This window comes from Nitrospirota bacterium (assembly GCA_016235245.1).
In the GTDB taxonomy this organism is placed as follows: Bacteria; Nitrospirota; Thermodesulfovibrionia; order Thermodesulfovibrionales; family UBA6898; genus UBA6898.
The window spans coordinates 1-22,564 of the sequence record JACRLO010000019.1; the positions used below are offsets into that span (position 1 = coordinate 1).

The 22,564-nt window shown below is 51.5% G+C and carries 19 protein-coding genes; 16 read left to right on the top strand and 3 right to left on the bottom strand.

Annotation, left to right across the window (positions count from 1 at the left end):
- Nucleotides 1–1,511 (top strand): aspartate--tRNA ligase (gene aspS, locus HZB31_08850; GenBank protein ID MBI5848039.1); only part of this gene is annotated, 1,511 nt, incomplete at its 5' end.
- Here the strand turns inward: aspS and HZB31_08855 are convergent.
- On the bottom strand, nucleotides 1,508–2,101 hold the full coding sequence (locus HZB31_08855; protein MBI5848040.1) for a hypothetical protein: 594 nt from the start codon (nucleotides 2,099–2,101) through the stop codon (nucleotides 1,508–1,510). The two genes, aspS and HZB31_08855, sit on opposite strands and share 4 nt — an antisense overlap.
- Before the next feature lie 199 nt (nucleotides 2,102–2,300).
- Here HZB31_08855 and HZB31_08860 point away from each other — a divergent pair, with 199 nt between their 5' ends.
- The 15 genes from HZB31_08860 to HZB31_08930 all read left to right on the top strand — a co-directional run bounded on the left by HZB31_08860 (nucleotide 2,301) and on the right by HZB31_08930 (nucleotide 20,673).
- Nucleotides 2,301–3,056: a hypothetical protein gene (locus HZB31_08860; protein ID MBI5848041.1), complete on the top strand. Its 756-nt coding sequence runs from the start codon at nucleotides 2,301–2,303 to the stop codon at nucleotides 3,054–3,056.
- A gap of 39 nt (nucleotides 3,057–3,095) precedes the next feature.
- Nucleotides 3,096–5,465 carry an endonuclease MutS2 gene (locus HZB31_08865; GenBank protein MBI5848042.1) on the top strand — a complete coding sequence of 790 codons (2,370 nt, stop codon included), beginning with the start codon at nucleotides 3,096–3,098 and terminating at the stop codon, nucleotides 5,463–5,465.
- 293 nt (nucleotides 5,466–5,758) lie between these two features.
- Nucleotides 5,759–6,190, top strand: a complete 432-nt coding sequence (locus HZB31_08870) for a hypothetical protein (GenBank protein MBI5848043.1) — start codon at nucleotides 5,759–5,761, stop codon at nucleotides 6,188–6,190.
- A 302-nt stretch (nucleotides 6,191–6,492) separates the two neighbouring features.
- Nucleotides 6,493–8,346: an ATP-binding cassette domain-containing protein gene (locus HZB31_08875; protein MBI5848044.1), complete on the top strand. Its 1,854-nt coding sequence runs from the start codon at nucleotides 6,493–6,495 to the stop codon at nucleotides 8,344–8,346.
- A 67-nt stretch (nucleotides 8,347–8,413) separates the two neighbouring features.
- Nucleotides 8,414–8,635, top strand: coding sequence for a hypothetical protein (locus tag HZB31_08880; GenBank protein MBI5848045.1), 222 nt, complete (start codon nucleotides 8,414–8,416; stop codon nucleotides 8,633–8,635).
- Between the two features lie 9 nt (nucleotides 8,636–8,644).
- Nucleotides 8,645–9,235 carry a hypothetical protein gene (locus tag HZB31_08885; GenBank protein ID MBI5848046.1) on the top strand — a complete coding sequence of 197 codons (591 nt, stop codon included), beginning with the start codon at nucleotides 8,645–8,647 and terminating at the stop codon, nucleotides 9,233–9,235.
- A gap of 17 nt (nucleotides 9,236–9,252) precedes the next feature.
- Nucleotides 9,253–10,020, top strand: a complete 768-nt coding sequence (gene mtnP / locus HZB31_08890) for an S-methyl-5'-thioadenosine phosphorylase (GenBank protein MBI5848047.1) — start codon at nucleotides 9,253–9,255, stop codon at nucleotides 10,018–10,020.
- 11 nt (nucleotides 10,021–10,031) lie between these two features.
- Nucleotides 10,032–10,565 carry an adenine phosphoribosyltransferase gene (locus tag HZB31_08895; protein MBI5848048.1) on the top strand — a complete coding sequence of 178 codons (534 nt, stop codon included), beginning with the start codon at nucleotides 10,032–10,034 and terminating at the stop codon, nucleotides 10,563–10,565.
- A gap of 6 nt (nucleotides 10,566–10,571) precedes the next feature.
- Complete coding sequence (locus HZB31_08900; GenBank protein MBI5848049.1) at nucleotides 10,572–11,249, top strand: hypothetical protein; 678 nt, start codon at nucleotides 10,572–10,574, stop codon at nucleotides 11,247–11,249.
- 316 nt (nucleotides 11,250–11,565) lie between these two features.
- A complete protein-coding gene (locus HZB31_08905) occupies nucleotides 11,566–12,906 on the top strand; it encodes a hypothetical protein (GenBank protein ID MBI5848050.1) in 1,341 nt (446 codons plus the stop codon).
- A gap of 15 nt (nucleotides 12,907–12,921) precedes the next feature.
- Nucleotides 12,922–13,302 (top strand): Crp/Fnr family transcriptional regulator, encoded by a 381-nt coding sequence (locus HZB31_08910; protein ID MBI5848051.1) that lies wholly within the window; start codon nucleotides 12,922–12,924, stop codon nucleotides 13,300–13,302.
- Between the two features lie 15 nt (nucleotides 13,303–13,317).
- Nucleotides 13,318–15,906, top strand: a complete 2,589-nt coding sequence (locus HZB31_08915) for a GAF domain-containing protein (GenBank protein MBI5848052.1) — start codon at nucleotides 13,318–13,320, stop codon at nucleotides 15,904–15,906.
- A 65-nt stretch (nucleotides 15,907–15,971) separates the two neighbouring features.
- Nucleotides 15,972–16,652: a 4Fe-4S binding protein gene (locus tag HZB31_08920; GenBank protein ID MBI5848053.1), complete on the top strand. Its 681-nt coding sequence runs from the start codon at nucleotides 15,972–15,974 to the stop codon at nucleotides 16,650–16,652.
- 253 nt (nucleotides 16,653–16,905) lie between these two features.
- Entirely contained in the window at nucleotides 16,906–20,271 is a 3,366-nt protein-coding gene (locus tag HZB31_08925) for a Cache 3/Cache 2 fusion domain-containing protein (protein MBI5848054.1), read from the top strand.
- 12 nt (nucleotides 20,272–20,283) lie between these two features.
- A complete protein-coding gene (locus HZB31_08930) occupies nucleotides 20,284–20,673 on the top strand; it encodes a response regulator (protein MBI5848055.1) in 390 nt (129 codons plus the stop codon).
- Between the two features lie 97 nt (nucleotides 20,674–20,770).
- On the opposite strand, the gene maf is transcribed toward HZB31_08930, so the two are convergent.
- Nucleotides 20,771–21,361, bottom strand: coding sequence for a septum formation inhibitor Maf (maf, locus tag HZB31_08935; GenBank protein MBI5848056.1), 591 nt, complete (start codon nucleotides 21,359–21,361; stop codon nucleotides 20,771–20,773).
- Nucleotides 21,354–22,520, bottom strand: a complete 1,167-nt coding sequence (locus HZB31_08940) for an NAD(P)/FAD-dependent oxidoreductase (GenBank protein ID MBI5848057.1) — start codon at nucleotides 22,518–22,520, stop codon at nucleotides 21,354–21,356. The genes maf and HZB31_08940 overlap by 8 nt, the downstream gene beginning before the upstream one ends.
- Between the last annotated feature and the right edge of the window lie 44 nt (nucleotides 22,521–22,564).

Sequence of the window (22,564 nt, forward strand, 5' to 3'; positions counted from 1 at the left end):
CCGAGATGTACGTCAAGGAGCTTGTCGTGCTGAATGAGGCTGCACCGCTTCCCTACAGCATGGAAGAGGCTGCTGAGGCCGGCGAGGCCCTGCGGCTGAAGCACCGGTACCTTGACCTGAGAAGACCTGAGATGCAGCAGAACATGATCACCCGCCACCGGGCAAGCAAGCTGATGCGCGATTATCTGGACGATAACGGGTTCCTCGAGATAGAGACGCCCATGCTCACCAAGTCCACGCCGGAAGGCGCACGCGACTACCTCGTGCCGTCCAGGCTCAATCCTGGATATTTCTATGCGCTGCCGCAGTCACCGCAGCTTTTCAAGCAGATCCTGATGGTTGCGGGCATGGAGAAATATTTTCAGATCGTGAAATGTTTCCGTGATGAAGACCTGCGGGCAGACCGACAGCCCGAGTTCACCCAGGTCGACCTTGAGATGTCCTTTGTGGACCGCAAGGATGTTATAGAACTGATTGAAGGCATGATGAAGAAACTCTTCAGGGGAGTTTTGGACATTGATATCCAGACCCCCTTTGAGATGCTGAGCTATCAGGAGTCCATGGAGCGCTTTGGCAATGACAAGCCTGACATGCGTTTCGGGCTTGAGCTGAAGGACATGGCTGATCTTGCGGCAAAGGGGACCTTCAAGGTATTCCTTGATGCGATCCAGTCAGGCGGCCTGGTGAAGGCCATCAACGGCAAAGGTATGGCAGGAATCTCCAGGAAGGATATCGATCTGCTTACTCAGGAGGCACAGTCGTATGGCGCAAAGGGTCTTGCCTGGATCAAGGTGAAAAGCGGCTTTGAGTCGCCTATCGCAAAGTTTTTCCCTGAGGACGTGTTAAAGGCCATGTCAGAGCGGCTCGGCGCTGAAGACGGCGATATGATGCTCTTTGTGGCTGACAAGGTGAAGGTGACCTATGACGTGCTGAGCAGGCTGAGGCTTGAATTGGGCAAGAGGCTGAACCTTATTCAGCCGGGATACAAGTTTGTCTGGATCACCGACTTTCCGCTTCTTGAATGGGATGAGGAGGAGGGCAGGTTCCAGGCAATGCACCATCCGTTTACCTCGCCGCTCGATGAGGATATCGAAAAGATGATGGCCGGTGATATGACTGACCGCAACATGCTTGGTTCACTCAAGGCCAAGGCGTATGATATTGTTTTGAACGGTTTTGAAATCGGCGGAGGAAGCATACGAATCCATAACCAGAAGCTCCAGAAAAAGATGTTCGAGCTGCTCAATATCGGTGAAGAAGATGCCCGCACCAAGTTCGGTTTCCTCCTCGATGCCCTTCAGTATGGCGCTCCGCCCCATGGCGGGCTTGCCCTCGGCCTCGACAGACTTGTGATGCTTATGGTGGGAGCAACCTCGATCAGGGATGTTATTGCCTTCCCCAAGACGCAGAAGGCCTTCTGCATGATGTCGGGTGCGCCCTCAGCGGTCGAGACAAAGCAGCTCCGGGAGCTTCATATCAAGACTGACGTGGTAGTGGAAGAAAAGTCCTAACGCTGCAGGTCGCTGTAGTGCTTCTTGAGGCATTCTTCGCAGATGCCATGTGAAAATTCCATGTCGTGATAGGTGCCAAAATATTCCTCAAGGGTCTGCCAGTAGTTGTCGTCATCTCTGATCTTCTTGCACCAGGCGCATATGGGCAGCAGGCTCCTGAGGTGCAGCAGTTCAGAGATATCTTCGATAATCAGCAGGGATACATTTTTGTTTTCGAACAGAAAGGGTGAAGCGGTAACGAGCACATGCACATCTTTTACACCCTGTTCTGTCGAAAGCGACATCATGGTTTTTTTCCGGTACACCTTGTTGCCGTGCAAGGCCTCTTTCACCGAGTTTCTGATCACGCAGTCTGTACAGGCAGCTGCATGTCCGCATCCTCCCGGAGTCTCCGCAGCATGAATGCAATGGAGGGCATCGCCGCCCCGCTTATGATATACGCTCTCTCTGCCACCGTCGATCGGCATTAGTCCTTCTGCGGCACTGTTCAGATACAGTATCCTGACATCGTCGTCTACAACAAAAACCGGCGACGGGATCGCATTAAAGAGGTTCAGCAACGACGCGGAATCATCAAAAAGCGATGTCATGGACCCGACCTTTTTCCCCTCTGGTATTCACCATTTTAGTATATTCCCATTTACGCCCGGATTCAAGAGGGATGCCTGGAATCGGTTAACGGTCTCAGTGTTTCGGGCTTGACAACAGTCCGAATGGCTCCTAAACTCTTTATGAGAGTGTGAAACATATTTTCTGCTTCGGGGTTTTATCGACAAAGGAGGATGTGATATGAGACGAACGATTTTGCTGGTTTTATCAATGGGATTTCTCTTTGGACTTTTTGCCTGCGTAGAGGCTGAGCGGAGGCCTTATGGAGACGGCAGTTATGGGGCTTACGACCGCGCTGACCGGCACGATATCGGTGTCCGCATCGAAAACCAGCAGCGAAGGATCGATCAGGGTATAGCTTCCGGCGAACTGTCGCAGCGAGAAGCCGATATACTGATTGATAATCTCAACTGGATCAGAGATGAGTATTCAGTGGCCAGGAGAGACGGAAGACTGACCCAGTCAGAGATTGATCGCCTGGCCGGACATTTAGACCAGAACAGCCGCATGATAACGGACAAAAGGAATAATGAGATACGGAGAGTCTATACCGCGCCGCCTCCACCCCCATTCGTGCCGGCCCCTGCACCGCGACATGAACGCCCCGGCAGCGACTTCCGTGACCGCAACGAAAACCAGCAGAGGAGGGTCGCTCCGGGACCTGAATCGGACGAACAGCCAAGGAGTGATCTGCGTGATATTCGGATGGACAACCAGCAGTTGAGGATCAACCAGGGAGTTGACAAAGGCGAACTGACCAGAAGAGAGGCTGCGATTGTCCAGGAGAACCTCAATAGAATAAGGGCTTCGTATGCGCGCATGAAGGCTGCCGGCAGTAAACCGGTGCATGAGCTGGATAAGATCGACAAGAAGTTGGACCGGAACGACAATATGATCCATGACAAGAGGCGCAATGCAATAGAGCGGATCGACTGATATACGGTAATACGGGCTCATAGGGTAAAATAGATCTTCATGATATCGAACAATACCCTTGCACTGCTCGAATTCGACCGCCTTCTGGAAATCATTTCCCGTGGCGGCCATAGTGAAATATCGAAACAGGCGGTTCTGGATCTTGCGCCCCTCTTCACGAGGGCCGATATCCGGAACCGCTTTTTATTGATCGGAGACATTCGCAGGATCTCCAGCCAGGGCTCACTTTTACGGTTGCACTCATTTCAGGACCTTACGCATCTGCTCGGTCGCGTAAGGCCGCAGGGCGCTCTGCTGGAGGCTGTCGAGATATCGGCTTTTGTGCCGGTGCTTGAGATGGCACTCGAAATATCGACGCAGGTTTCCGAGTTCGAAGGGCTCAGGGCACTTTCTGAACTGACCGTATCGTTGACCGGCCAGCCTGAACTTCTCAAGACCATACAGAAATCGATCGATGCGGACGGCCATATCAAAGACAGTGCGTCCCCGGTTCTTGCCGGTATCCGCAGAGAGCTGAGACGGCTCGAAATGAATATTCAGAAGAAGCTTGAGGAGATGACGAGGGATGCCTCTCTTTCCGTCTTCCTTCAGGACGATTTCATCACCAAGAGGGCCGGCAGGTGGGTCATCCCGGTGAGGATGGACTCCAAAGGCATGGTGCCGGGTGTTGTGCATGATATCTCGAAGTCCGGAGAGACCGCTTTTATCGAGCCGCTCGCGGTCATTCATTTTTCAAACGAACTGGAGAACCTTTCAGCCGAGGAGAAGGCGGAAGAACTGCGCATCCTTCGGACCATCTCTGCAGAGATACGGTCAAAGGCGGGGGAGATAGCAGCGGAGTTTGCGGTCATCGTCCAGCTCGATATGCTGAACTGCATTGCGCGGTTTGCCGATCATCTTCATATGGAGGTGCCGGAGATAGGCGAATCAAACGCGGTCAGACTCGTTCATGCCCGCCATCCTCTCCTGGCCTTGGCCCTTGAGAAGGCCGGCAGCGACAGGAAGGTTGTCCCTCTGGACATTGAGCTTGGGGGAGAGGACACGGCCATGGTCATTACCGGATCGAATGCCGGCGGCAAGACCATATCCATAAAAACGGTTGGTCTCCTGCTCTGCATGGCCTTGTCCGGCATGCCGGTGCCTGCGGGTCCATCATCGAGTTTTCCGCTAGTCAGTTCGCTGCTCGTGGATATGGGTGACGAGCAGTCGATCGAGAGCAGCCTCTCGACCTTCTCCGCCCATGTCAGAAATATTGCCGAAATTCTTGAGACCGCTGATGCCAATGCCATGGTCCTGATCGATGAACTCGGAACAGGCACCGATCCTGATGAAGGCACCGCGCTTGCCTGCGCAGTCCTGAGGGAACTGCAGCAGAAGGGTTCCCTGGTATTTGCGACTACCCATCTTATGGGCATCAAGGGTTTTGTGCATAGAGCCCGCGGTATGGTGAACGCCTCCATGGAGTTTGACAAGAAATCCCTTACGCCGCTGTACCGGCTCAGGACCGGCGAGCCGGGTCAGTCGCATGCGCTGGAGATAGCACGGAAATTCGGGCTGCCTGCTCATGTGGTTGATGCTGCCAGGGAGCTGTTGGGCGGAGGCAAGGTTGAACTTGATACGCTCATGGCTGATCTGAACGACAAGAGGGCGGAGTATGAGCAGCTTCTTGGGGATTTGCGGAGGAAGCAGGGCGAAGTTGAGGCAAAGGTCCAGGAAGCGGAAAAGAGGATCGCGGAGGCAGAGCTGAAAAAAAGAGAGATGCTTGCCAGTGCCCACAAGGAAGCGCTTGCTGTCGTATCTGACAGTAAACGGCAGCTGAGGGTTCAACTGGATGAAATAAAAAATAAAGAGAAGAAAGATCTCCAGGATAAGATTAAACAGGTTGAGCTGAAGCAGCGGCAGCTGTCTGAGACGCTGGCCCAATATGCAATGGATGAGGCCGGAACACTCAGCATTGAAGATATCCATATCGGTGATCAGGTATTTGTGAAGTCCCTGGGGTACGACGGCGCGGTTTCCGGGATCATGGCAAAGGCTGACCGTGTGAAGATTATCTCCGGCTCAAAAGAGATCCTCGTGCCGGTGTCGGACATCAGGATAAAGAAGGGCAGGGCTCTGGCTGAAAAAAAGGAAATGACTGCGCGTCAGGAAGTGCATGACGAGATGGCTCCGTCCAGGATCAACCTGGTCGGTACGCGCGTTGATGAGGCGCTCTCAAGGCTCGAACCGTTTCTGAACCACGCAGCGCTTGCCGGTTTCCGTGAAGTTACGATCATCCATGGTTATGGTACCGGCATCCTGGCCAAAGCAGTGCGTGAACATGTTACGCGCCATCCGCTGGTCAAACAGTTTCGACATGGCGAGCCGTCCGAGGGCGCCGGCGGCGTTACCGTCGTTACCTTGGTATAGGCAATGAAAAGTCCTTCCCGCTCTTAACTCCCGAACCTTCTCATCATAGTTACGGAAAGATTAATCCCCTGTTTTTGCGGGTCTTACGGGTGATCAGTCAGAATACAGAGGCCCTTTAACAGCATAAAATACGCCTGTTCTTATTGACAACAGATGGCATTTGGCTAATAATTGACGATAAATATTTTCATGGGTTTTCTCGATACCAGCTGTCATGGGAAAAGAGAACATTACAGGGAAACGGCAGATGTTCATCTATACATGCTGTCAGATGTTAATTTTGGAAATCGGGAATGAAACGCAGGAAAAAGAACTCCGGGAATAATAGAATCCCATTTGCCTGGAGAGCCTGGCAGACAATTGGCTGTTCTGCTGTCGGGGCGCTCCTCTTTGCGGCTATCTACTACAAGGGCTTTGTTGACCTGGAAGCCACGGTCGGCAAATCTCCTGATCCTGTTGAGCGTATTGTGTTCAGCGCCTGTTTCGCCATCTTCTTTACCATCCTGACGGCCGTATGGTCCGGTGTAATTCTCCGGCGCATACACGAAAAACAGTCCATGGCAGATATCGCTGAGGATATCGCAAAAGAGGTTGCTGCCGAAGCACTGAGCGCTGTCGCCGAGGGGATCGTGGGAGGCGTCTCTGGAGGGTCGGTCAAGAGTTCATCGGGTACGAAGGGCGGTGGAGGTTCGTTCGGCGGGGGCGGGTCTTCGGGGGATTATTAACGTCAACTCCTGATCAGCCGGTGCAGGATGGAGCAAGGTGCATCTGAGCAGAGAAAGAACTGTCCCGGGATGCAATCAGGAAGAGTTGACACATTATGCTGCGTATCCATATAAGGGAAGGAGTAATTCTCCTGCCGGCGCTGCCTATATAAACCTTATACAACTTGATATAAGACCCATTTTTCTTATATTCTAAATACCTGCATTAGCGGCAGCGATCAGAGGTTTTCTCCAGAAATACCGCAGCAGAGATACTATACATCCGGCGTTTCACGTATTCGCGGAATAACAAGAAGGGACATATGCTACAGATAAACAATCTTAACAAGTCTTTTGGCAAGCAGGAGATATTCGACAACGTAACGGCAACGATCAACAGCGGCGAGCGGGTAGGTTTCGTCGGCAGGAACGGCTCCGGCAAGACAACGCTCTTTAAGATGATCCTTGACGAGGAGCATCCTGACTCGGGGAATATCAGTGTGCCGCAGGGGTACCGGATCGGACACCTTTCGCAGCACATCCATTTTACGAAGAAGACAGTATTGAAAGAGGCCTGCCTGAGCCTCAGACCGAACGAAGACGGCATTGATGAGACATACAAGGTAAAAAAGATCCTGAGCGGTCTCGGTTTTGGTGAGGACGACCTTGAAAAGAATCCCCAGTCCCTCTCCGGCGGATACCAGATCCGTCTGAACCTCGCAAAGGTGCTGGTATCTGAGCCAAACCTCCTGCTGCTTGACGAACCGACCAACTATCTCGATATTGTCTCGATCCGCTGGCTTGGTCAGGAACTGCGGGCATGGCAAGGTGAACTGATACTTATCACGCATGACCGCGATTTCATGGACAGCGTGACGACCCATACCATGATTGTGCATCGCTGCAAGCTGCGGAAGGTCCCCGGTCCTACGGAGAAGCTCATTGAACAGATAGCCCTTGAAGAAGAGGTCCATGAGAAGACAAGAATTAATGACGAGAAGAAACGCAAGGATGTGGAGCAGTTCATCAACCGCTTCAGGGCCCAGGCAAATAAGGCCAAGGCAGTCCAGTCAAGGATCAAGGCGCTCCAGCGGCATGAGCGGCTCGAAAAACTGACAGATATCAGGACACTCGACTTCTCTTTTAATGCTGCGCCGTTCACCGGCAAGCAGCTTCTTGTTGCCGAGAACCTGTCGTTCGGCTTTGACAGGCATGAACAGCTGATCAGGGACCTAAATCTGATCATCGGCAAGAGGGACCGCATTGCGATCGTCGGCAAAAACGGCAAGGGCAAAACAACGCTCCTGAACCTTCTTGCCAATGAACTGAAGCCCCAGCATGGCGTAATCACACCGCATCCTGCCACAAAACTCGCGTATTTCGGCCAGACGAATATCAGCCGGCTGAATACGGCAAATACGGTGGAAGAAGAGATCATGAATGTCCACCCGGACCACAGCCGCGGCGTCAGCAGGAAGATCTGCGGGTTGATGATGTTCAACGGCGACCATGCGCTTAAAAAGATATCGGTGCTTTCGGGCGGCGAGAAGATCCGCGTATTGTTAGGCAAGATCCTGGTCAGCCCTGCCAATCTGCTTTTCCTTGACGAGCCTACCAACCATCTCGACATGGAGTCCATTGATTCGCTTGTTGAGGCGATCGAGGCCTTTGCCGGTGCTGTTGTGATCGTCACGCACAGCGAGATGATCCTCCATGCAATGGCTGAAAAGTTGGTGATCTTCGACGACAACAAGGTCAGCGTCTTTGACGGCACGTATCAGGATTTCCTTGACCGGGTAGGTTGGAAGGATGAGGCACCAATCGACAGCGCACCGGAGAAGCGTGCAAAGGCAGAAAAGGGCATCAACAGGAAGGACCTCAGAAAGATGCGTGCAGAGATCGTCACAAACAAATCCAAGGCCCTGAAACCGATCCAGAAGCGCATGACCGAGATAGAGCATACGATCGTGAAACTCGAAAAAAAGGTGGAGCATGATACCAAAGCGCTCCATGACGCGACACAGAAGGGCCATGGGGACCAGATCCAGAGTCTGTCAAAGGATATTCACGACATGCAGAAGAAGATCGAACCCCTGTTTAATGAACTTGCCACATTAACCGAGGAGTTCGAGAGAAAAAGCAAAGAGTTCGAGGAACGGCTGAAAGAGGTTGCATAAGCCGGCATTGCTTCGATTATAGTAGAACGTACATTGATTATTCCCTTTTTCAGTCAGGAGAACGATAATGGATCTGACTAAGTATTTCAAGCCCGTTGTTTCGATGACCGCTGAAGAGGCGCGCGAGTTTATAAAGGGAAAGAACCCTGATGACTACAATCTGATCGATGTGCGCCAGCCCGTGGAATATGAACTTCGCCATCTTGCGGGTGCCCGGCTTATACCTGTGGGTGAACTGCAGGAACATCTCAATGAAATTGATAAGGCCAAGCCGACCATAGCCTATTGAGGCTCAGGTGTGCGCAGCCGGGCGGCTGCGGCAATCCTTTCCGACTCCGGTTTTAATACGGCATTTACTATGCAGGGAGGCATCAGGGCCTGGGAAGGGCTCGTGGCCGCAGGTCCTCCAGAGGCCGGTATGGCTTACTTCGGCGATGCCGTGAAGCCTGATGAACTTGCCATGCTTGCCTGGATACTTGAAGAGGGGTCACGGACATTCTATCTGCGTCTTGACGAATTCCTTCATGACGATGAGGCACGCCATCTGTTCCAGAGCCTTGCAAAGGCAGAGGAAAGCCACGAAAAGACCCTCGCTGAACTGTATAAAACATTCTCAGGCGGCAGTGCGCTGAAGGAGAAGCTTCCTGCACAAAAGAATGAGTTCATGGAAGGCGGCGTCAGGGTTGATGAGTCGCTCCTCTGGGCACGGGATAAGGATGTCACCTCGATCCTTGAATTCGCCATATCTCTTGAGACGAATTCCTATGACCTGTATATCAAGATGGGACGCAGATTCGAAGGTGATGCCAGAAAAGTCTTTTCACTCCTTGGGAATGAGGAAAAAAAACATCTCGAAAGGCTGGCAGGACTGCTCGAAAAGAAAGTCTGAATAAAAAGGGAGATGCTATGGCAGGAATCAAGATAGGTATCATCGGCGGCTCGGGCATGGATGACCCGAAGCTGCTGCAGAACAAGAAAGAGAAGAAGGTAAAGACCCCTTATGGCAGCCCATCGTCAGCGCTGACGACCGGCAAGATCAACGGCATTGACGTTGTCATCCTTGCGCGCCACGGCAAGGACCATTCGATCTATCCGACTGGCGTGAATTTCAGGGCGAATGTCCATAGCCTGAAGCAGGAAGGCTGCACCCATATCCTTGCCACTACTGCTGTGGGCTCGCTGCGGGAGAAGATCAGGCCCGGCGACCTGGTCTTTGTTGACCAGTTCATTGATTTTACCAAACAGCGGACTCTGACATTCCATACGAAAAAGAAGGTTGTCCATACTCCCATGGCAGAACCGTTCTGTTCTGACCTGCGCTCGCTGCTGGTCAAGTCAGCCAGGGAGCTGAAGCTGCGCCACCACGCAAAGGGCACGGTCGTGGTGATCGAAGGGCCCCGGTTCTCGACGAAGGCAGAGTCTCATATGTTTAGATTGCTCGGGGCTGATGTGATCAATATGTCAACGGTCCCTGAGGTGATCCTTGCGCGGGAGCTCGGCCTCTGCTACCAGGCGATCGCCATGTCAACGGACTATGACTGCTGGAAAGAGGACGAGGAGCCTGTCACCTGGGAGATGATCCTTGCGACCATGCATAAGAATGCCGAGAATGTTAAGCAATTGCTGCTCAGGACCATAGAGAAGATAACGACTGTGCATAGCCACTGCGGATAAAGGAGGAACCCATGCCGATCAAATCGAGAATAAGGACCATACCGGATCACCCCAAAAAAGGGATTATGTTCAGGGATATTACGACGCTTATCAAAGACCCTGTCGGCTTCAGGCTGGTGATCGATAACTTCACCCAGCGGTATATTACCGATGAGATCAACTTCGACATGATCGTTGGTATTGAGGCCCGGGGATTTATCATCGGCGGTGCGCTTGCCTATACGCTCGGAAAGGGATTTGTCCCTGTGCGCAAGACCGGCAAGCTGCCGGGCGAGAAGATCAGCCACGAGTATGCGCTTGAATACGGCACGGACAAGATAGAGATGCATGTCGATTCGATCAGCAAGGGAACGAGAGTTCTTCTGGTCGATGACCTGCTTGCCACAGGGGGGACTGCACTTGCCGCTGCCGCGCTTATCGAAAAGCTCGGCGGTGTGGTTGCCGAGATGGCCTTTATCGTGAACCTGCCTGATGTTGGCGGAGCAAAAAAGCTCGCTGAGAAGGGATATAAGGCCTACTGCCAGACCGAGTTCGAAGGCGATTAGTTTTTTGTGATCCCCTGGATATTCCTTGACAGTGCGCAGGCACCCGGAAACGGCGGAGAGCTGAGACTCTACCAGCGTGGCGCCGAGTTTTCGATCAGAGTCGAAAAGTGCGAACTCATGAACAGCCGTCAGTACGGTTCAGAAGATGCGCTGGCCGAACTTGCCTGCAAAAGAATTGCTAACCGTCCTCATCCCCGCGTCCTGATAGGCGGTCTCGGTATGGGTTACACCCTCAGAGCGGCACTGAACAATCTGAGTTCTGACGGCAGGGTGGTTATGGCCGAACTGGTCCCTGCCGTTGTAGCATGGAACCGCGGCCCGCTTGCCGAGCTTGCAGGCAATCCTCTCAAAGATCCTCGTGTGACTGTGCGAGAGTCGGATGTTGGAGCGGTCATGCGTGAGAAGCAGCATGCATACGATGCCATTATGCTGGACGTTGATAATGGGCCAGAGGGCCTGACCAGAAAGAGCAATGACCTGCTTTACGGATTGCCAGGTCTGAAGATCGCCTATGACGCCTTGCGGCCGGCAGGGGTGCTGGCGGTATGGTCAACGAGCGAGAATGACGGGTTTGTCCGGCGCCTTCGCAAGGTAGGCTTCACGGTTGATGAGGTCCCTGTGCGTGCGCGTGGCGCCCGCGGAGGGGCAAGATACATTATCTGGCTTGCCCAGCGGGGAGACTGATACCTGCTAAGCAGTATTTGCTTTTAACGTCACTTTCATATGGAATTACGCAATCCCTGCCAAAAAGCTGATTACGCAGGTCACCTGCCATTCCACAGGTTTCAAGAAACTGCAACGTTGAGATGTTACCCGGAGACAAATACAAAAGGACCCTGTTACTGAGCTATCGTCACATAAGTCATCAAAAGTTTCTGTTTGTGACGACTGCCCGAGCATGATTAATCCGTCACGCCAGCGGCGAGACTTTCGGTAATTTCTATTTTTTGTCTGAGTTACCGAATCTGATTTTTGTGCTATAGTAACAACAATTTTAATCATGAAAAAAGCAGAAGAACATAATCATTCCCTGGAGCTTAAGGACGGAGCGAAAATCGCAGTTATAGGCGGCGGCCCGACCGGTTCCTTTTTCAGTATCTTTGCCCTCAAGATGGCGAAGATGATCGGCAAAGAACTGGATGTAACGATTTTTGAGCCCAAAGAGTTCATGAAGGACGGCCCCGGCGGCTGCAACAGGTGCGGAGGTATAATTTCGGAACTGCTCGTCCAGACCCTTGCCGTAGAGGGAATAAACTTGCCCGATTCCGTTATCCGGAAAGGGATCAACTCATATGTGCTCCATACAAACCGTGGTGACGTCAATATAGATACCCCCCACTTGGAAAAAACTATTGCTACCGTATACCGGGGAGGCGGCCCGAAGGGCATGATCGGGCATGATAAGGAGAGCTTCGATAACTTTCTGCTCCATTATGCCGTAAGCGAAGGGGCTGTCCATAAGCAGCTCAGGATCGATCATATCGAACGAAGGGAAAGGCCGGTGCTCTTTTCAAAAGACGGCGAGGTAATGGCTGCGGATCTTGTTGTCGGCGCTTTCGGTGTAAACAGCACCGCAGCAAAGATGTTCGAAGGTTTGGGGTTCGGGTACAAGGAACCGCCGACGGTCACAGCCGCGATATGCGAAATAAAAATGGGTGAAGAGTTAGTGGCAAAGCATTTCGGCAACGCGATCCATCTCTTTCTTCTTCCCGACACCGGTATAAAATTTGCAGCCATGGTCCCCAAAGGGCCCTATGTCTCTCTCTGCATATTGGGCAAGGATTTGAGCTCAAAAAAGGTGGACGATTTTATGTCAAAACCGGTGGTCAAAGCGGTCCTGCCAAAGCCTGCCGATTATCAGGTCGAATGCAGGTGTCTGCCCAGGATGAATGTCGGCGCTCCAAAGAGACCCTTTACCGACAGAATCGTCATGTGCGGCGATGCAGGCTCAACAAGACTCTTCAAGGACGGACTCGGAGCTGCATATCTTATGGGAAAGGCCGCTGCAAAGACGGTCGTATTTCGCGGCGTCGGGGAAACTGACTTCAGAGCAGATTACTATCCTGTTTACCGGGACATCGTGACAGACAATTTCTTCGGAAGATATCTCTATATGATTACCGACATCTACCGGAAAAACGGAATACTGACGAAAGGCCTGATCGAGACGATAAGAACGGAGCAGCACAGCGACGATATATTTAAACCGCTAAGCGGTATGATGTGGGACATGTTTACCGGAAACGAGAGATATAAACGGATATTGCCAAAGGCGCTGAGCCTCAAGATGCATTTAAATTTGTGGGAGCAGCTGGCGAAGGCCGTTGTCGGCAGGAATTAATTAGAGGAGGACCAGGTGAAAGACGGCGATTTTCTCGGAAGAGTTTATTCAGACGGCGAGGTCATTTTTAAGGAGGGCGACAAGGGCGAAGGGATGTACGTAGTCCAGTCCGGAAAGGTCCGGATATCAATGCAGACGTCTTCCGGTGAAGTGGTTCTTAACACCATCGGCAGCGGCGACATACTTGGAGAAATGGCCATCTTTGATAAGCAGCCGCGTTCTGCGACAGCCTCTGCTCTGGGCGAAGCAAGGATTCTGAGTGTTGACAAGGCGAAACTCTTCAGGCTTATAAGCGGAGATCCGACTACTGCATTCAAGATCATTGAGTCTATGAGTACAAGGATAAGAAGGCTGAGCGATGAGCTTTCGAAATATAAAAACGCGCAGTCAACATGAATGTAAGCTTACAAAATGGAAGAAACAGATCGCGCGCGAAGAAAAATAGGGCTTAATAAACTTATCTCCAGGAAAGAAGAGTCCGCTATTGTCTCGGATATCATTGCCCTCGCAGGCTGCGAGATCACCATCTATGACGCCGACGGCAGATTAATCCAGGGCAGGGACCAAACCGATGTTGCGAGGATACCCATTGAATTTGACGGCGATACAGTCGGCTGGGTGTCGGGGGGAGAAAATGCCCCGAAGGTGGCTGCGTTTCTGCGGTATCTTTACGCGACCGGCTCCAATAAAAGGGCCCTTGTAAAAGACTCTCTCGAGAAGTACAAGGAAATAACCCTGCTCTATGACCTCGGGGAGAAGATAACCGACTGCCTCGATATTCATAGCGTAGCGGTACTGATTATTGAAGAAACGAAGAAAATCATCAGGTCCGACAACGTCTCGTTGATGCTTCTGGAGGGCGACCAGGGCGAGCTTGCAATCCTTGAGGCGTGGGGAGAGGAATCCCCTGGAAAATTATGCATGAAAAAGGGGAAAGGAATTGCCGGCAGCGTCGCCGCCTCCGGGGCCGCAGAGATCGTCAATGATGTCGCAGCTGACAGCAGATTCATCGTCGGCGAAAAAATAATACACTCGCTCATCTGCGCGCCGCTCAAGGTCAAAGATAAGGTGATTGGGGTTCTCAACATCAGTTCCTCTCTCCCTCACTCCTACTCATCCGGAGACCTGAAAATGGCCATGGTTCTCGCCTATCAGGCCGCCATGACTATTGACAACGTCCGCAACCGCTCCGTCAGGGAGACCTTCGGACGCTATCTCTCGGATGAGATCGTACGAAGCATCCTGGAGACGCCCGGCGGGATGAACCTGGGAGGTGAGAAGCGGACCGTTACCATCCTGATGTCCGATCTGCGCGGGTTTACCTCTATCGGGGAGAGATCACCGGCAGAGAACGTGGTCGGCATGATAAACATCTATCTCAGCGTCATGACCGAAATCATTCTGAAATATCATGGCACGATCGATGAATTCATCGGGGACGCCATTCTTGTGATTTTCGGTGCGCCCATACAGCGTGATGACGACATGACGCGCGCCGTAGCCTGTGCCGTTGAAATGCAGACGGCAATGGAAGAGGTCAACAGGAGGAACAGGGAAGCCGGATATCATGAAGTGGCAATGGGTATCGGCATCAATACCGGCAGTGTGGTAGTCGGCAACATCGGATCTAATAAAAGAACAAAATATGCGGTGGTCGGCAGAAATGTAAACCTGACTTCGCGGATAGAATCATATACTGTAGGCGGACAGATCCTCGCATCCCAAGGCACGGTTGAGGCCTGCGGAGAAATATTGAGAATAGACAGCACTATGGAGGTCATGCCGAAAGGTGTGCAAAAACCGCTCACCATTTACGAGGTGGGAGGGATAGGCGGAAATTATAATCTTGTTCTTCCGGAGAAAAAGAGGACGGAGTTGCCGGAACTCGATCGCCCGCTCCTTGTTCGTTTTAAGGTGCTCGACGGGAAAAATGTCGCTGGGGAATCCTTTAAAGGCAGGATACTCAAGATGTCCGGCATGGAAGCAGAGATTCATGCTGATCTGATAACTGACAGATTGTCGAACCTCAGGATTACGCTGGCAGGGACCGGGAGCAATGAAACAGCACCAGAGCTTTATGCAAAGGTCACGGAGAACATATCGGCAGAGCCGCCGGTCTTCAGGGCATGCCTGACTTCAGCTGCGTCGCAGGTCCAGACATTTATGAATGCGGCATATTATTCCGGCGGGAAGGACCGTCATATGACGATCAAGTTCCTTGGCGTAGGTTCACAATTTTCGGGTCATGACTATTATCACTCAAACATGCTGATCACGGCGAAGAGCGGTAAGAAGCTGCTGCTCGACTGCGGGAGCGATATACGGTTTTCGCTGAAGGAAACTGATATCCCATTGGGAAGTATCGCGAGCGAAATTGATGCGGTATATATTTCACATCTTCACTCAGACCATATCGGCGGAGTTGAAACAATTGCTCTTTGCTCATATTTTAGTCCAGGAGACCAAAAACCGAAGCTTTTTGCAGAGGATGAAATGATCCCGAGACTTTGGCTTGACTCCCTGAAAGGCGGCCTGCAGTGCATCCAGGGCAGATGCATGGAACTCGGGGATTATTTCGAATGTTGCCCGGTGCCGGATGCAGGGTCTTTCCTTTGGGAAGGAATTAAATTCAGCCTTATTAAGATGCCTCATATACAAAGCGGGCAGAAGGAACATAATAGTTATGGTCTGATAATAGAGGAGCAGAGTGAAGGGGTGAACGTCTTCGTTACCGCTGATACCCAGTTTAGGCCTGAGCTGATTAATGAAATTGCCGAAGGTGTTGATCTTATATTCCATGATTGTGAAACATCCCGATTCAAGACGGGAGTGCATGCCCATTACGAAGAGCTATGCACCCTGCCTGAAGAGGTGAAGCTGAAAATATGGCTTTATCATTACCAGCCTGACCCCGTTTATAATCCCGAGGCCGACGGCTTCAGGGGATTTGTAATCAAGGGACAGGAGTTCGAAATTAAGCATAAACGTTACCATGATTGAAGTCATAGTATCCGAAGATCAGGTGCTTGAGCTGCAGTTCAAAATGGAAATCTGAGGAGAAGATAATGACACGTAAGCTCTCGGCGGATGTCATCAGAAAACGGAATCTGCAATGGGTGCTCCTGCCCATTGTCATAGTTACCATCGCACTGGGCTGGAAATATACTTTTCTGGGATACAGTGTGCCGATAGTCATGATGGCCGGCATGACGGTGGGGGCATTCAAAGGGCGTTATATGTGTGGGAATTTCTGTCCGCGGGGTGGCTTTGCGGACCGTCTGCTGTCGATGGTCAGTCGTGAAAAACCGATCCCCCTATTTTTCGGGGGTATGCAATTTCGGTTGATCGTTTTTGCTGCTCTCATGAGTTTTATGACTTTTCGGCTGATGAACAAACCTGCCGCTCTCGACTGGGCAGACCACATCGGCAAAGTTTTCTGGTTTATGTGTATTTTTACGACGAGTATTTCAGTGGTTCTGGGTGTAGTTATCCATCAGCGGTCATGGTGTTCCTTTTGTCCAATAGGCACTGTCGCAAATGTGGCGGGCAAAGGGAAATATCTTTTCCATATAGACAAAGATACATGCAAGGAATGCAGGGTCTGTGAAAAGGCATGCACCATGAAACTGGAAATAGTGAAATTCAGGCCGGAGGGGAAGCTTCTTAATCCGGATTGTCTCAAGTGTGGGGAGTGTGTCGGAGCTTGCCCCACAAAGGCGCTGAGTTTTCCTTTACAAACAGGATAGAGACGGATCGGCTTTTTGTGAAATTGCAAAGATAGGACTGTAACGGGGGCGAGGGATTTTCCTTCCATTGCTGCCGTCATGCCGAATTGATCAAGCAGTTTTCTGTATTGAATTGCACTGGTAATTCAATTTGCCTGTTGCATCACAAAGAAATTGATGCAAAATGATTTATTGAAAATTCTGAGGCCTCTCTATAGACTATTGAATGTTTACGCCTTAAAGGGGATACCATCATAATGTTCTGGAAAATAAGATGCGCAATATCAGTATAAGGGCCAAACTTGCACTCTGGGGGACCGGGACCATCGTCGTCTCGGCTCTTGCGATGGTTGCGGTCGGTTTATGGGAGGGCAATGTCTTCAGCGGCAAGGCGAGAGTGGAGGCCGAAAAGCTGATAGACGCCGACCTCGACCATATCACAGAAGGCGTTTACAATATCATCAAGTCACAGGATGAATCGATCCAGCAGAAGGTCAACCACGATCTGAATGTGGCGAGATACGTGCTGAAACGTGAGGGCGAGGTTGCTCTTATCGATGGGACGACGACCTGGAACGCCGTCAATCAGTTTACGGGGAAAGCTCAATCGGTGCAGCTGCCGAAAATGGCGGTCGGCAGGAAGTGGCTCGGACAGAATAATAAGCTTGTTGTTGAAACTCCGGTTGTCGATACGGTCAAGCGCCTGGTAGGCGGCACTGCAACGATATTCCAGCGGATGAACAGCCAGGGCGACATCGTGCGTGTGGCAACAAACGTTGAGAACTCTGACAAGACGAGGGCCATAGGCACCTATATACCGGCTGTTAACCCCGATGGACAGCCCAACCCGGTGGTTTCGACGGTCATGCGGGGGGAAACCTATCGGGGCCTCGCCTATGTTGTCAACGCATGGTATGTTACCGCCTATGAGCCGATTAAGGACCGCAGCGGCAGGATTATCGGCGTACTGTACGTCGGAGTGAGGCAGGAAAATATCGAATCGCTCAGACAGGCAATAATGCAGGTCAAAATAGGCAAGACCGGCTATGTCTTCGTTCTCGGAGGAAAAGGCAACAACCGGGGGAAGTACATCATTTCCAAGAGGGGTGAGCGTGACGGGGCTGACATATGGGACGAAAAAGACGCAAAGGGCAACCTTGTAGTCCAGTCCATCCTGAAGAGGGCGCTGAATTTGAAACCCGGGGAGTTCGCCTCTGAACGTTATTTATGGCGCAACCCCGATGATACGGGACCCCGCTGGAAGATCGCCAGGCTGGCCTACTATGAGCCGTGGGATTGGGTGATAGGGGCGTCGGTGTATGAGGATGAGCTGCAAAAATCTCTTTTTGTCATTACCGCCGGCTATAGGAAAATGGTCTATGGCTTCCTGCTCGTTGCGCTCTGCGTGTCTGTCCTTGGCGGTATTTTTACGTGGTTTTATGCCAGACATCTTACTGCTCCAATCACGGTCGTCACCAACGAGGCTACGAGGATTACCCTGGAGGAATTTCCCCGGCTTGTGACTACAATGCAATCGGTTGAACAGGGTGACCTCACGGTCAGTTTTCATTTCGAGACGAAATCAGTAGACATACATTCAGAAGACGAAATCGGTATGATGGCCGAAGCCTTCAACAGTATGAACATAGTCCTGGAATCTGTCGGTAAATCGTTTACACAGATGATCGCAAATCTGAGGGAACTCACGAACCGGCTTGAGGAGAGGGTCGAGGAACGTACAACCGAACTCAGGGAGTCCGAAAGCAAGCTTTCCGATATTGTAAGCTTTCTGCCGGACGCCACCCTCGTCATAGACCGCGAGGGCAAGGTCCTTGCCTGGAACAGGGCTATCGAGGCACTGACCGGGATCAAGGCGGAGGAGATGATCGGCAAGAGCAATTATGAGTATGCGCTTCCTTTTTACGGGGAGCGTCGGCCTATTCTCGTTGACCTGGCCTTAATGCCGTTTGAGAAACTCGATAACGCAGCGTATGCCAGTCTCCGGCGTACAGGGGAAGCGCTTACCGGAGAAGTCTTTACGCCAAGTCTGCCTGGGGGTGGCCGCTATCTCCTGGGGACTGCCCGGCCGCTCTACGATTCAAAAGGCGCTGTAGACGGTGCGATCGAAATAATTCATGACATCACAGACCGGCGGTTGTCGGAAGAGGAACTCAAAAAGGCGAAGGAGGCCGCTGAGTCGGCCAATCAGGCAAAAACAGACTTTTTAAATACCGTATCCCATGAGCTGCGCACCCCGCTGACCTCGATCCTCGGGTTTGCCAAGATTATTCGCAAAAAGTTTGATGAAACGATATTCCCGGCAATACGCATAGAGGACAAGAAAACCGAAAAGTCCATACGTCAGGTCAGGGGCAATATCGATATTATCCTGACTGAGGGTGAGCGGCTGACAAATCTGATAAACGACGTTTTGGATTTGGCAAAGATGGAGGCAGGCAGGACCGAATGGAAAATGGAAACGTTGCGTGTTGAAGAGATTGTCGACCGTGCACAGTCGGCAGCAGCTTCCCTGTTCGAGCAGAAAGGGCTCAGCTTGATCAGGGACATAGAGAAAGACCTCCCGGCAGTAACCGGTGACATGGACAGATATATCCAGGTGATGCTGAACCTTATTTCTAATGCGGTAAAGTTTACTCCGCAGGGTTCGGTTACCTGCGCTGCACGAAAGATGAACAATGAAATAGTATTGAGCGTAACTGATTCAGGCATTGGTATTGCGGAGGAAGACCAGCCGAAGGTGTTTGAAAAATTCAAGCAGGTTGGAGACACGCTCACCGATAAACCCTCCGGCACCGGACTGGGCCTTCCCATATGCAGGGAGATCATAGAGCATTTCGGCGGCAGGATATGGGTCGAGAGTGAGCCGGGGAAAGGCAGTACATTCTCATTTACGATTCCGCTTGGGCAGGTTTATACAGACGTTGCAAACCTGGACATGAATACACTCGTGCAGCGCCTCAGAGACCATGTCGCAACGATCCCGATCGTGGGGGGGCATGCTGAAAAGACGGTGCTTATCGTGGATGACGATCTGTCCATTCGTCAGCTTCTCAGACAGGAGCTGGAGGCGGACGGTTATAAGGTGAGCGAAGCTGCCGACGGACTGGAAGGTGTGCGAAAGGCAAAGGCCGGCTCGCCCGACCTGATTATCCTTGATGTGATGATGCCGCAGATGAACGGATTTGATGCAGCGGCGGTGCTTAAGAATGACCCCTTGACCATGCATATCCCTATTATTATCCTGTCGATAGTCGAAGACAAAGAGAGGGGATACCGTCTTGGCGTTGACCGGTATTTCAGCAAGCCGGTAAACACGGAGAAGTTGCTCAGTGAGATCGGGGTCCTCATATCCGAGGGTGTGTCGAAGAAGAAGGTCATGGTTGTGGATGAAAACGAGTCAACGGCCAAGACGCTGAAAGAGGTCCTTGAGGCAAAGGGGTACACGGTTGTTTCTGCGTGCACCGGCAAAGAATGTGTAGAAAAGGCCATCTCCGAGAGGCCGGATATGGTTATCATAGATACGTTGCTTCCGGATACTCACGATATCGTGAGGACTCTGAGGTTTGAAAAAGGATTGGAACATATCTATTTTCTCTTTGTGGAAGGCAGCAGGAAATAATAAGGAGGCAGGATGTCAAAGAAGTTATTGATCGTAGATGATGAACCCCATATACGTCTTCTTCTCGAACAAACCGTCGAGGAGCTTGAAGACGAGGGGGTGGAAATACTGATTGCGGACAACGGGGAGTCCGCCCTTGAGATAATCAGACGCGAGAGGCCGGGGATCGTCTTCCTCGATGTGATGATGCCGAAGATGAATGGCTTCGACGTATGCAATATGGTAAAAAAAGAAGAACCGATCGATGGCATCTATATCGTGTTGCTGACCGCGAAAGGGCAGGAGTTCGACAAAAAAAAGGGGGGCGAAGTCGGCGCCGACAGATACATGACAAAGCCCTTCAATCCGGATGAAATACTTGCTATCGCCGCAGAGGTTTTGGGGATTGAGTTAGAAAAATAGCCGCCTCGTACGCAAGCGGCAGCGACGACAATGTATGACGACGTATACGCATAACGGGCGACAGCCGCCTGTATCCTTTCATTGATTCGCAGAAGTTCTAGCAGTCTAATACGTTTATCCCGAACTTCTTCAGGGTAGCTGCAAGGCTTGAAACAGGCAGACCGATAACATTGAAATAATCGCCCTCGATCTTTTTCACAATAAGAGAACCGATCCCCTGAATCGCGTACGCGCCTGCCTTGTCCAGTGGCTCTTCTGTTCTGACGTATGCCCGTAGTTCAGCATCCGCCATCTTCCTGAACCAGACCTTCGTTTCTATCGAGCGGGAAGATTTCTTTCCGGTATTGGTATCAAAGACCGTATATCCTGTTATGACTGAATGCGATTTGCCATTGAGCAGGGTGAGCATCCGCATGGCTTCTTTATGTGTATGCGGTTTGCCCAACAGTTTACCCCTAAAAACAATGAAGGTGTCTGCCGCGATAATAACAGCATCCCTATGCTTATCTGCAACTGCCCTGGCTTTTTCGAAAGAGAGATATTGGGCGAGCTCATGGGGCTTGAGCTTAAGCCCAAGGTCTTCTTCATAGTCGCTCACATCGACCCTGAATTTCAGGCCGATGAGCGAAAGGAGTTCTTTGCGGCGGGGCGATGCCGATGCCAGGATGATCGTCCTCTGCTCAGACATACTGTCCTGCGGCATGACCTGACGCCCATGCCCAATGAAGGTTGTATCCGCCGAGCTGGCCGGTCACGTCAAGGACCTCGCCGACAATGTACAGGCCCGGAACTTTCTTTGTTTCCATGGTCTTGGATGATACCTCATTCGTATCGATTCCGCCAACGGTCACCTCTGCCGCAGCATACCCTTCGGTGCCGGAGGGCTTGATCTGCCATGCATGGAGCTTTTCGGCAGTTTCCCCAAGTTCTTTTTCGGTAAACTGGCAGACAGGTTTTGTCCGGAGATAATTGCTGCACCATGCCTGAATGAAGCGAGAGGGCAGATATTGAGAGAGCACTGTCTTGATATCTTTTCTGCTCTGACTGTGTGCAAGCAGCATATCATGAGCATCAGTTCCGGGCAGAAGATCGATGGAGAGCAGCTCACCTTTGTTCCAGTATGAGGATATCTGGAGTATGGCCGGACCGCTCAGCCCGCGATGCGTGAAAAGGAGACTGCCCCGAAAAGATACCTTGTTTATACTGACTTCCGCATCGATCGATACACCGCTCAGTTCCCTGAAAATCTCCAATTCCTTATGTGAAAAAGTGAGCGGCACAAGACCGGGCCGTGGTGATATAACGTTGATCTTGAACTGTTCTGCGACTCTGATGCCGAAGTCGGAAGCCCCGAGTTTGGGATATGACAACCCACCTGTGGCGATGACGAGTGATTCGGCCTGAAATGACCCTTTGTCAGTTTCGACGGTGAACAGGTGATTATGCGTAATCTCCCTGATACTGCAGCCCAGTCGAAATTCTGCAGCCGCTTTTTCGCATTCTGCCCTGAGCATTATGATGATCTCAGCTGAGGTCGTATCGCAGAAGAGCTGGCCTGCTTCTTTCTCGTGATACGATACCCTGTGTTTCCTGAGCAGGGAGATGAATTCTTCCGGCATATAGCGGGAAAGCGCAGATTTACAGAAATGCCGGTTCTGCGAAATATAGTGCTCCGGTGAGACATGCCGGTTCGTAAAATTGCACCTGCCGCCGCCTGATACCCTGATCTTGCTCCCGATCTTTTGGGTATGGTCAATGACAAGAACAGATCTCCCGCGCTTTCCTGCCTCTATTGCGCAGACGAGTCCGGATGCCCCGGCCCCTATGATGATGACGTCTTTTTTCATGGCGGTTTAATCATACCCCTCTTTGAAAAAGGGGGCAAGTGCTG

What these genes read in the sequence shown, in the direction of transcription:
- HZB31_08855 (MBI5848040.1), bottom strand. Translation starts at nt 2,101, where the DNA reads ATGACATCGCTTTTTGATGATTCCGCGTCGTTGCTGAACCTCTTTAAT.
- HZB31_08860 (MBI5848041.1), top strand. Translation starts at nt 2,301, where the DNA reads ATGAGACGAACGATTTTGCTGGTTTTATCAATGGGATTTCTCTTTGGA.
- HZB31_08865 (MBI5848042.1), top strand. Translation starts at nt 3,096, where the DNA reads ATGATATCGAACAATACCCTTGCACTGCTCGAATTCGACCGCCTTCTG.
- HZB31_08870 (MBI5848043.1), top strand. Translation starts at nt 5,759, where the DNA reads ATGAAACGCAGGAAAAAGAACTCCGGGAATAATAGAATCCCATTTGCC.
- HZB31_08875 (MBI5848044.1), top strand. Translation starts at nt 6,493, where the DNA reads ATGCTACAGATAAACAATCTTAACAAGTCTTTTGGCAAGCAGGAGATA.
- HZB31_08880 (MBI5848045.1), top strand. Translation starts at nt 8,414, where the DNA reads ATGGATCTGACTAAGTATTTCAAGCCCGTTGTTTCGATGACCGCTGAA.
- mtnP (MBI5848047.1), top strand. Translation starts at nt 9,253, where the DNA reads ATGGCAGGAATCAAGATAGGTATCATCGGCGGCTCGGGCATGGATGAC.
- HZB31_08895 (MBI5848048.1), top strand. Translation starts at nt 10,032, where the DNA reads ATGCCGATCAAATCGAGAATAAGGACCATACCGGATCACCCCAAAAAA.
- HZB31_08905 (MBI5848050.1), top strand. Translation starts at nt 11,566, where the DNA reads ATGAAAAAAGCAGAAGAACATAATCATTCCCTGGAGCTTAAGGACGGA.
- HZB31_08915 (MBI5848052.1), top strand. Translation starts at nt 13,318, where the DNA reads ATGGAAGAAACAGATCGCGCGCGAAGAAAAATAGGGCTTAATAAACTT.
- HZB31_08920 (MBI5848053.1), top strand. Translation starts at nt 15,972, where the DNA reads ATGACACGTAAGCTCTCGGCGGATGTCATCAGAAAACGGAATCTGCAA.
- HZB31_08925 (MBI5848054.1), top strand. Translation starts at nt 16,906, where the DNA reads ATGCGCAATATCAGTATAAGGGCCAAACTTGCACTCTGGGGGACCGGG.
- HZB31_08930 (MBI5848055.1), top strand. Translation starts at nt 20,284, where the DNA reads ATGTCAAAGAAGTTATTGATCGTAGATGATGAACCCCATATACGTCTT.
- maf (MBI5848056.1), bottom strand. Translation starts at nt 21,361, where the DNA reads ATGTCTGAGCAGAGGACGATCATCCTGGCATCGGCATCGCCCCGCCGC.
- HZB31_08940 (MBI5848057.1), bottom strand. Translation starts at nt 22,520, where the DNA reads ATGAAAAAAGACGTCATCATCATAGGGGCCGGGGCATCCGGACTCGTC.